This is a genomic window from Streptomyces sp. NRRL WC-3549 (genome assembly GCF_000721935.1).
GTDB lineage: Bacteria > Actinomycetota > Actinomycetes > Streptomycetales > Streptomycetaceae > Streptomyces.
In genome coordinates this window covers 124210-133534 of the sequence record NZ_KL585420.1, presented here as the reverse complement: position 1 = coordinate 133534, position 9325 = coordinate 124210, and the positions used below count along the sequence as shown (strand labels likewise).

Annotated in this window: 11 protein-coding genes; 10 read left to right on the top strand and 1 reads right to left on the bottom strand. The window is 73.3% G+C overall.

All coding sequences use genetic code 11. From position 1 onward, the window contains the following. The 5 genes from IH13_RS44065 to IH13_RS0125165 form a co-directional block, all read left to right on the top strand. Positions 1-415: hypothetical protein (locus IH13_RS44065; RefSeq protein WP_031088125.1), on the top strand; the 415-nt coding region annotated here is incomplete at its 5' end. 180 nt (positions 416-595) lie between these two features. Further along, positions 596-1621, top strand: coding sequence for a segregation and condensation protein A (locus IH13_RS0125180; protein ID WP_031088123.1), 1026 nt, complete (start codon positions 596-598; stop codon positions 1619-1621). Then, positions 1618-2265, top strand: a complete 648-nt coding sequence (scpB, locus tag IH13_RS0125175; RefSeq protein ID WP_031088122.1) for an SMC-Scp complex subunit ScpB — start codon at positions 1618-1620, stop codon at positions 2263-2265. Before IH13_RS0125180 ends, scpB begins: the two co-directional genes overlap by 4 nt. Beyond that, a complete protein-coding gene (locus IH13_RS0125170; RefSeq protein ID WP_031088121.1) occupies positions 2265-3401 on the top strand; it encodes a pseudouridine synthase in 1137 nt (378 codons plus the stop codon). Before scpB ends, IH13_RS0125170 begins: the two co-directional genes overlap by 1 nt. A gap of 138 nt (positions 3402-3539) precedes the next feature. Next, entirely contained in the window at positions 3540-4172 is a 633-nt protein-coding gene (locus IH13_RS0125165) for a maltokinase N-terminal cap-like domain-containing protein (protein ID WP_031088119.1), read from the top strand. Here the strand turns inward: IH13_RS0125165 and IH13_RS0125160 are convergent. Beyond that, positions 4156-4854, bottom strand: coding sequence for a nucleotidyltransferase domain-containing protein (locus IH13_RS0125160; RefSeq protein WP_031088117.1), 699 nt, complete (start codon positions 4852-4854; stop codon positions 4156-4158). The two genes, IH13_RS0125165 and IH13_RS0125160, sit on opposite strands and share 17 nt — an antisense overlap. 117 nt (positions 4855-4971) lie before the next feature. On the opposite strand from IH13_RS0125160, the gene aroH reads away from it, so the two are divergent. The 5 genes from aroH to der form a co-directional block, all read left to right on the top strand. Beyond that, complete coding sequence (gene aroH / locus IH13_RS0125155) at positions 4972-5334, top strand: chorismate mutase (RefSeq protein ID WP_031088115.1); 363 nt, start codon at positions 4972-4974, stop codon at positions 5332-5334. Next, complete coding sequence (locus IH13_RS0125150) at positions 5331-6416, top strand: prephenate dehydrogenase (protein ID WP_031088113.1); 1086 nt, start codon at positions 5331-5333, stop codon at positions 6414-6416. Before aroH ends, IH13_RS0125150 begins: the two co-directional genes overlap by 4 nt. A 100-nt stretch (positions 6417-6516) precedes the next feature. Further along, on the top strand, positions 6517-7233 hold the full coding sequence (gene cmk, locus IH13_RS0125145; RefSeq protein ID WP_031088111.1) for a (d)CMP kinase: 717 nt from the start codon (positions 6517-6519) through the stop codon (positions 7231-7233). Continuing rightward, complete coding sequence (locus tag IH13_RS0125140) at positions 7230-7886, top strand: lysophospholipid acyltransferase family protein (protein ID WP_031088109.1); 657 nt, start codon at positions 7230-7232, stop codon at positions 7884-7886. Before cmk ends, IH13_RS0125140 begins: the two co-directional genes overlap by 4 nt. Before the next feature lie 67 nt (positions 7887-7953). Then, positions 7954-9325, top strand: a 1372-nt coding sequence (gene der / locus IH13_RS38325) for a ribosome biogenesis GTPase Der (RefSeq protein ID WP_031088107.1), incomplete at its 3' end; no start/stop codon positions are given.

Genomic DNA, 9325 nt, shown 5'->3' with positions numbered 1-9325 from the left:
GGGCGGACCGCGGACAGCCGCCGCAGGCCCTCCGGAGGCCACCCCGCCCCGGGAGGAGCACTCCTCGGCCGGCTCCGGGGGCGGTACGCCCCAGCGGCGCCCCGATCCCGCCCCGCCGCAGCCCCGCAGCGCACCGCAGCAGGAGGCGGCGCCCAGCGTGCAGCCGCAGCGCGGACGCGGGCGGGGGGCCAACCGGCGGCCCAGCGGCCGGGAGCGCCACGACGAGAAGATCACCGTCTACGTGTCGGCCGAGGAACTGATGGACCTCGAACACGCGCGGCTCGTCCTGCGCGGTGAGCACGGTCTGGCCGTCGACCGGGGGCGCATCGTCCGCGAGGCGGTCGCCGTGGTCCTCGCCGACCTGGAGTCGAGGGGCGACGCGAGCATCCTCGTCCGGAGGCTGCGGGGCCGCTGACCGGCGCGGCGCCGGTAGCCTGCGGGGGACGGGGCCGCCGCACGGGCGGTCCGGTCCGCGGGGCCTTTCGTCCGGATCAGGCGGGTCCGCGCCCCGGCACCCGACCACGCTCCCTGTTCCGGCCGGATCCCGGACGAAGGACCTCCGCCGACCCGCCGCCGCACCCCTGGACCCCAGCACATGCCGACACCCGAGGACCCGCCCCGCCCGCCCCGCCGCCGTGCCCTCGGCCGCGGGCCGCAGCCGAGGGCCGCCCCGGTGGCGGACGCGGCACCGGCGCTGGACGCGTCCGTCCGTGAGAGCGCCCCCGCGCCGCCCCACGAGCCCGGCGGGGCCACGGCAACGGCGCCCCTCCCGGACACCGCACCGGCCGTCGAGGGGGACGGGGCGAGCGGTGACGAGCGGCGGTTCACCGTCCGGCTGGTCAACTTCGAGGGCCCCTTCGACCTCCTGCTCCAGCTGATCTCCCGACACAAGCTCGATGTGACCGAGGTCGCCCTCTCCAAGGTCACCGACGAGTTCATGGCCCACATCCGCGCCATGGGCCCCGACGGGGACCTCGACCAGACCACCGAGTTCCTGGTGGTCGCCGCCACCCTGCTCGACCTGAAGGCCGCCCGGCTGCTGCCCGCCGCCGAGGTGGAGGACGAGGCGGACCTCGCCCTCCTGGAGGCCCGTGACCTGCTCTTCGCGCGCCTGCTCCAGTACCGCGCGTACAAGCGGATCGCGGAGATCTTCCAGGACCGGCTGGAGTCCGAGTCCCGCCGCCACCCCCGCACGGTCGGGCTGGAACCGCACCACGCGGAGCTGCTGCCCGAGGTCGTGATCAGCATCGGCCCCGACGGCTTCGCCCGGCTCGCGGTGAAGGCGATGCAGCCGAAGGCCGAGCCGCAGGTCTACGTCGACCACATCCACGCCCCGCTGGTCAGCGTCCGTGAGCAGGCCGCGGTCGTCGTGGCCCGGCTGCGGGCCGAGGGCGGGACCAGCTTCCGGGCGCTCACCGAGGACGCGCCGGACACCCTCACGGTCGTCGCGCGCTTCCTGGCGCTGCTGGAGCTCTACCGGGAGAAGGCGGTCGCCCTCGACCAGGAGGAGGCGCTCGGTGAGCTCATGGTCCGCTGGGCGGGCCCCGAGGGAGCCGAACCGGTCGTGACCGACGAGTTCGACCAAGAGGTGCGCGAGGCGCAGGAGGAGGTACAGGGATGAACGCAGACGACGGGTCCGTGGCCGGGGTCGCCGGGCTCGGCCTCAAGCCCGCGCTGGAGGCCGTCCTCATGGTCGTCGACGAGCCCGCCACCGAGGACCACCTTGCCAAGGTCCTCCAGCGTCCCCGCGGGGCCGTCGCGGACGCGCTGCGGGAGCTGGCCGAGGAGTACACCGTCCAGCGCCGCGGCTTCGACCTGCGGCTCGTCGCGGGCGGCTGGCGCTTCTGCACCCGGCCCGAGTACGCCGAGGCGGTCGAGGAATTCGTCCTGGACGGCCGGCACGCCCGGCTCACGCAGGCCGCCCTGGAGACACTCGCCGTGGTCGCCTACCGCCAGCCGGTGAGCCGTTCCAGGGTCTCCGCCGTGCGCGGGGTGAACTGCGACGGTGTCATGCGGACCCTCCTCCAGAGGGGCCTGGTGGAGGAGGCGGGCGCGGAACTGGAAACAGGTGCGATCCTGTACAGGACGACGAACTACTTTCTGGAGCGCATGGGCCTGCGAGGCCTGGACGAGCTCCCGGAACTCGCGCCCTTCCTCCCGGAGGCGGACGCGATCGAGGCTGAGACGCCAGAGGGTGTGCCGTCGTTCGATCCGGACGCACCGGACACCCCGGAAACTCACGCAGACGACAAGACGGAATTTTGATGCGAAGCAGTGGCAGGAACAGCGGAAGCGGCGGCGGCGGCAAGAGCGGCGGCGACCGGAATCCCCGGAGCGGCTCGGGCGGCTCCTTCCGGCCGAAGGCCGGGGGAGGCGCCGGTGGCGCGGGGGGCCGCGACGACAAGCGGGAACAGCGCCCCCGCGACCCCCGCCCCGAGGAGCGCCGCTACGACGTGGGCGCCGAGCCGGGCAGCGGTCCCCGCAAGGGCCGTGGCGCCGCGGCGCGCGGTGGCGCCAAGGGCGGCCCCAAGCCCGCACAGAACGTGAGCAAGGGCGGCCGCCGTCAGGGCGCGCCCGCCCGGCCGCGCGAACTCGACGCCAAGATCGAGCAGCGCAACCGCGACCGGTACGCCGGCAAGCCGGAGATCCGTACGCCGAAGACCCACCCGGGAGCCGAGCAGGAGGGCGAGCGGCTGCAGAAGGTCCTCGCCCGGGCCGGCATGGGTTCGCGCCGGGCGTGCGAGGAGCTGATCGAGCAGGCCCGCGTCGAGGTCAACGGCGAGATCGTCCTGGAACAGGGCATGCGGGTGGACCCGCAGAAGGACGAGATCAAGGTCGACGGCCTGACCGTGGCGACCCAGTCGTACCTCTTCTTCGCCCTCAACAAGCCCGCCGGGGTCGTCTCCACCATGGGGGACCCGGACGGCCGCCAGAGCCTCGGCGACTACGTCACCAACCGCGAGACGCGGCTCTTCCACGTCGGACGGCTGGACACCGAGACCGAGGGCATCATCCTCCTCACCAACCACGGCGAGCTGGCCCACCGGCTGACCCACCCCAGGTACGGGGTGAAGAAGACCTACCTGGCCGCCATCCAGGGGCCGCTCCCGCGCGACCTCGGCAAGCGGCTCAAGGACGGCATCCAGCTGGAGGACGGGTACGCCCGCGCCGACCACTTCCGGGTCGTCGAGAACACCGGGAAGAACTACCTGGTCGAGGTGACCCTCCACGAGGGCCGCAAGCACATCGTCCGCCGGATGCTGTCCGAGGCGGGCTTCCCGGTCGAGCGTCTGGTCCGTACGTCCTTCGGGCCGATCCCGCTCGGCGACCAGAAGTCCGGCTGGCTGCGCCGGCTGACCAACACCGAGGTGGGCATGCTGATGCGCGAGGTCGGCCTGTGACCACCCGGTACCCCTGACGGCCCGCGGCCGGTTCACCGTTCGCCTTCCCGGACGGCGAACCGGCCGCGTGCCTTCCGGCGGGCCGGCAGTGCGCCGCGTACGAGGGAACCGGGGAGCGGGGTGGGGAGTTCATCCGGTATGGCTGTCATCCACAGAACGACCATGGAACCCGGCAAGCTGGAGCTCCTCGGCGCCTGGCTGCCCACCCGGCCCTGGTACACCGGTGCGGCGGAGCCGGAGCTCGACCGTGTCGGCGGCTTCCGGCTCGACGACCCGCGGGGCGAGGTGGGCATGGAGTTCATGGTGGTCACCGACGCGTCGGGCGACCTGCCCGTCTCGTACCACGTGCCGCTCACCTACCGCGGGGCACCGCTCGACGGAGCCGGCCACGCCCTCATCGGCACCTCCGAGCACGGCGTCCTGGGGCGGCGCTGGGTGTACGACGGGACCCACGACCCCGTCCTGGTCGCCCAGGTGCTCGCCCTGCTCCGGGGAGAGGCCGAGCCGCAGGCCCAGAGCGTGAGCGACGCGCCCGACCCGACCGTCACCGTGCGCCCCGCCGGGGACGGCCACCCGGCCGTGATCGCGTCCCCGACCGTCCAGGACACGGAGCACGGCACCCGCGTCGTGCCGGCTCCAGGGGCCGCGGCCCTCTCGGTGTCGCGCGTCCTGCGGCCCGGCTCGACGGACGAGGGGGCCCAGGTCACCGCTCCGTGGCGCCTGCCGGACGGTGACGAGGCCAGGGGGGTGTTCTTCACCCTGCTCGGTTAGCCGACGCCCTCCGGGTCCGGACCAGGAAGTCCTCCACACGGGCCCGGTCCGGCTCCGGGGGCAGGGGCGAGCGGGCCACCGCCGCGTCGTTCTCCTCGGCGAGGCGGTTCATCCGGCGCTCCACCTCGGGCCAGGGGACCTCGCCCCGTTTCACCGCGAGCAGGTCCTCGCGGGCGTCGCCGACCTCGACCCTGAGCTCGCCCGTGCGCAGCAGGTCCCGGCCGCCGGCCAGCAGGCGCAGCAGGTGCATGGCGTGTTTCCAGCGCGGGGCGCCGTGCACCCGGACGTCCGCCTCCAGCCTCCGCCGCTGGCCCCGGGCGTACCGTACGTAGGTCTCGTGGGCGCGGCGGGACAGGAACGCCCCGCGCAGCTCCCGGAGTTCGCGGCCGGTGGCGTCGATCCGCTCCACGAGGGGGGAGTGCAGGCACTCCAGGACGTTGGGGTTGGCGCGCAGTGCCAGTTCGCAGAAGCGTTCCAGCTCCCAGGAGAACTGCTCGTCCGCCGGACCCTCGACGTGCGTGGGCGGTTTCGTGAAGCGCCAGAACAGCGGGGTCGGCGCGAGGAAGACACCGCGCCGGTCCGTGTCGCTGTCCTCGGTGGCCAGCTGGAAGGCGCGTGAGCCCGTCACACACGCGTAGACCGTGTGATCGCGGACGAGGGCGGCCGCCTCAGGGGTGATCATGCGCGCGAGGGTACGCGAACGCCGCCGCGTCTCAATCCACGGAGCACGGTGACCGCGGGGGCCTTCGCACCTCTAGGCTTGCCGGTGCACGCAGGACGAAGGAACGAGGGGTACGACGTGGCGGTACGAGCGGTCCGCGGAGCCGTCCAGCTGGAGCGGGACGAAGCCGGACACATGGGTGAGCAGGTGAGCGCGCTGCTGACCGCGGTCCTGGAGCGCAACCAGCTCGTCGCCGACGACCTGATCAGCGTCTGGTTCACCGCCACCCCCGATCTGCACAGCGACTTCCCGGCCGCCGCCGCGCGAGGGCTCGGCATCGTCGACGTACCGCTGATCTGCGCCCAGGAGCTCGACGTCACCGGGGCGATGCCCAGGGTCGTCCGCGTCCTGGCGCATGTGGAGACCCCCCTTTCCAAGGCCGGGATCAGTCACGTCTACCTCGGTGCCACCGGCGCCCTCCGCAAGGACATCGCCCAGTGAGAACAGCAGTCGTCATCGGTACGGGTCTGGTCGGCACCTCCGCGGCGCTCGCCCTGGCCGGGCGGGGCGTCCAGGTCCACCTGGTCGACCGGGACCCCTCGTCCGCGGAGACGGCCGCCGCGCTCGGAGCCGGGACGGTCGAGGCGCCGCGGGGGCCCGTGGACCTGGCGGTCGTCGCCGTACCGCCCGCGCACACCGCCTCCGCGCTCGCCGGTGCCATGCGCGACGGCGTCGCCCGGGGGTACCTCGACGTCGCCAGCGTGAAGGGCGGCCCGCGTCGCGAGCTGGAGGCGCTGGACATCGACCTCACGCCGTACATCGGGACCCACCCCATGGCCGGCAAGGAGCGTTCCGGTCCGCTGGCGGCCACCGCCGACCTCTTCGAGGGCCGGCCGTGGGTGCTGACCCCGACCCCGGACACCGACACCGAGGTCCTCAACCTCGCCCTGGAGCTGGTCGCTCTCTGCCGTGCCGTCCCCGTCGTCATGGACGCCGACGCCCACGACCGCGCGGTGGCCCTGGTCTCCCACACCCCGCAGCTGGTCTCCTCGATGGTCGCCGCCCGGCTGGAGGAGGCCGACGAGACGGCCGTACGCCTGTGCGGGCAGGGCATCAGGGACGTGACGAGGATCGCCGCCTCCGACCCGGGGATGTGGGTGGAGATCCTCTCCGCCAACCCCGGCCCGGTCGCCGACGTGCTGGACCGTCTCGCCTTCGACCTCGGCGAGACGGTACGGGCGCTGCGCGGCCTGGACTCCGCCGACGAGGACAAGCGCCGCGCGGGCACCGGCGGCATCGAGGACGTCCTGCGCCGGGGCAACGCGGGCCGGGTCAGGGTGCCCGGCAAGCACGGGTCGGCCCCGGCGGCGTACGAGGTCGTGGCCGTGCTCATCAGTGACCGGCCGGGTGAGCTGGCCGCGATCTTCGCCGACGCCGGACGGGCCGGGGTCAACGTCGAGGACGTCCGCATCGAGCACGCGACCGGGCAGCAGGCCGGTGTGGTCCAGCTGATGGTCGAGCCGAGCGCGGCCCCCGGGCTGAGCGCGGCCCTCACCGAACGCGGCTGGCCGATCCGCCCGTAACGGGGCGGGGGACAGGGGTACGAGGGCACCGCACGCACTCGGTAACCTTGGGGGAGGCCGTCCCGTGGCCCCGCTATGCCCGCCCCCGTGTACCAGGAAGGTGTCCACCACCGTGGAAACCGTAAGCGCCGCCGCCCGGACCGCCCCGGCCGCAGTGATCGTCGCCATCGACGGTCCCTCCGGCACCGGCAAGTCGAGCACCTCCAAGGCCGTCGCCGCCCAGCTCGGCCTGAGCTACCTGGACACCGGCGCCCAGTACCGGGCGATCACCTGGTGGATGCTGAACAACGGCGTCGACGTGGGCGACCCGGCCGCGATCGCCACCGCGGCGGCCAAGCCCGTCATCGTCTCCGGCACCGACCCGGCCGCTCCGACGATCACCGTGGACGGTGAGGACGCCTCCGGCCCGATCCGCACCCAGGAGGTCACCTCCAAGGTCAGCGCCGTCAGCGCCGTGCCGGAGGTGCGCACCCTGATCACCGAGCTGCAGCGCTCCATCGCCGCCTCGGCCGAGGGCGGCATCGTCGTCGAGGGCCGTGACATCGGCACCACCGTGCTCCCCGACGCCGACCTCAAGATCTTCCTGACGGCCTCCCCGGAGGCCCGTGCCGCCCGCCGCAGCGGTGAGGTCAAGGGATCCGACCTGGCCGCCACCAGGGAGGCGCTGATCAAGCGGGACGCCGCCGACTCCGGCCGCAAGACCTCGCCGCTCGCCAAGGCCGCCGACGCGGTCGAGGTGGACACCACCGAACTGACGCTTTCCCAGGTCATCGAGTGCGTCGTCACCCTCGTCGGGGAGAAGCAGGTCGCCAAGTGACCGAAGCCACGACCGCGCCCGGCCCGCGCGGGGCGGCCGTCGGGCGCGGAATCGGCATCGGGCTCATGTACGGGCTCTTCAGGCCCCGGGTCCTCGGTGCCTGGCGCGTGCCCACCGCCGGACCCGTCATACTCGCGGTGAACCACGCGCACAACGTCGACGGACCGATGCTCATGGGCACCGCGCCCCGGCCCGTCCACTTCCTGATCAAGAAGGAGGCGTTCGTCGGTCCGCTCGACCCGTTCCTGCGCGGAATCGGACAGCTGAAGGTGGACCGCACGAGCGTCGACCGCACCGCCGTCACCCGGGCCCTCGGTGTCCTGGAGGGCGGCGGGGTCCTCGGGATCTTCCCCGAGGGCACCAGGGGCGAGGGCGACTTCGCGTCCCTGCGCGCGGGCCTCGCGTACTTCGCGGTACGCGGCGGGGCGCCGATCGTCCCCGTCGCGGTCCTCGGGAGCACCGGGCGCGGCGGCCGGCTGATACCGGCCCTGCCTCCGCTGCGGAGCCGGATCGACGTCGTCTTCGGCGAGGCGTTCGAGGCCGGTGACGGCAGCGGACGGCGGACCAGGAAGGCGCTGGACGAGGCGACGCTGCGGATCCAGGGGAAGCTGACCGAGCACCTGGAAAAGGCCAGGCGCCTCACCGGGCGCTGAGCGAGACTTGAGTAGTGGGCCGCGCGATCGTGGCCCATCGATGATGATGCAAAGAGGAACGGACTTCATGAACGACCAGATTCACTCCGAGGGCTCGGACCACGAGCACGGAGCACTTGGCGATGCCGAGTACGCGGAGTTCATGGAGCTCGCCGCGCAGGAGGGGTTCGACCCCGAGGAGGTCGAGGGCGCTCTCGGTGAGGCCGGTCACGGACCGCTTCCCGTGCTCGCCGTCGTCGGCCGCCCCAACGTCGGCAAGTCGACCCTGGTGAACCGGATCATCGGCCGCCGCGAAGCCGTCGTGCAGGACAAGCCCGGCGTCACCCGTGACCGCGTCAGCTACGAGGCGGAGTGGGCCGGCCGGCGCTTCAAGGTCGTCGACACCGGCGGCTGGGAGCAGGACGTGCTGGGCCTCGACGCCTCCGTCGCCGCCCAGGCGGAGTACGCCATCGAGACCGCCGACGCGGTCGTCTTCGTGGTCGACGCCACCGTCGGCGCGACCGACACCGACGAGGCCGTCGTCAAGCTGCTGCGCCGGGCCGGCAAGCCCGTGGTGCTCTGCGCCAACAAGGTCGACGGCCAGAGCGGGGAGGCCGACGCCACCGCGCTCTGGTCCCTGGGCCTCGGCGAACCGCACCCGGTCTCCTCGCTGCACGGCCGCGGTACCGGTGACCTGCTCGACGCGGTGCTGGAGGCGCTGCCCGAGGCCCCCGCCCAGACCTTCGGCACCGCACTGGGCGGCCCGCGCCGTATCGCGCTCATCGGCCGCCCCAACGTCGGCAAGTCCTCGCTGCTGAACAAGGTGGCCGGCGAGGACCGGGTCGTCGTGAACGCCCTCGCGGGCACCACCCGCGACCCCGTCGACGAGCTGATCCAGCTCGGCGGCAAGACCTGGAAGTTCATCGACACGGCCGGTATCCGCCGCCGTGTGCACCTCCAGGAGGGCGCCGACTACTACGCCTCGCTGCGTACGGCGGCAGCCGTCGAGAAGGCCGAGGTCGCCGTCATCCTGATCGACGCCAGTGAGTCCATCAGCGTCCAGGACCAGCGGATCATCACCATGGCGGTGGACGCGGGCCGGGCGGTCGTCGTCGCGTTCAACAAGTGGGACACCCTCGACGAGGAGCGCCGCTACTACCTCGAGCGCGAGATCGAGACGGAGCTGGCGCAGATCGCCTGGGCGCCGCGCGTCAACGTCTCGGCCGTCACCGGTCGGCACATGGAGAAGCTGGTGCCGGCGATCGAGACCGCGATCGACGGCTGGGAGACCCGCGTCCCCACCGGCCGGCTGAACGCCTTCCTGGGCGAGATCGTCGCCTCCCACCCGCACCCGGTGCGCGGTGGCAAGCAGCCCCGCATCCTCTTCGGGACCCAGGCCGGCGTCAAGCCGCCCCGGTTCGTCCTCTTCGCCTCCGGCTTCCTGGAGCACGGCTACCGCC

What these genes read in the sequence shown, in the direction of transcription:
- IH13_RS0125180 (WP_031088123.1), top strand. Translation starts at nt 596, where the DNA reads ATGCCGACACCCGAGGACCCGCCCCGCCCGCCCCGCCGCCGTGCCCTC.
- IH13_RS0125165 (WP_031088119.1), top strand. Translation starts at nt 3,540, where the DNA reads ATGGCTGTCATCCACAGAACGACCATGGAACCCGGCAAGCTGGAGCTC.
- scpB (WP_031088122.1), top strand. Translation starts at nt 1,618, where the DNA reads ATGAACGCAGACGACGGGTCCGTGGCCGGGGTCGCCGGGCTCGGCCTC.
- IH13_RS0125170 (WP_031088121.1), top strand. Translation starts at nt 2,265, where the DNA reads ATGCGAAGCAGTGGCAGGAACAGCGGAAGCGGCGGCGGCGGCAAGAGC.
- IH13_RS0125160 (WP_031088117.1), bottom strand. Translation starts at nt 4,854, where the DNA reads ATGATCACCCCTGAGGCGGCCGCCCTCGTCCGCGATCACACGGTCTAC.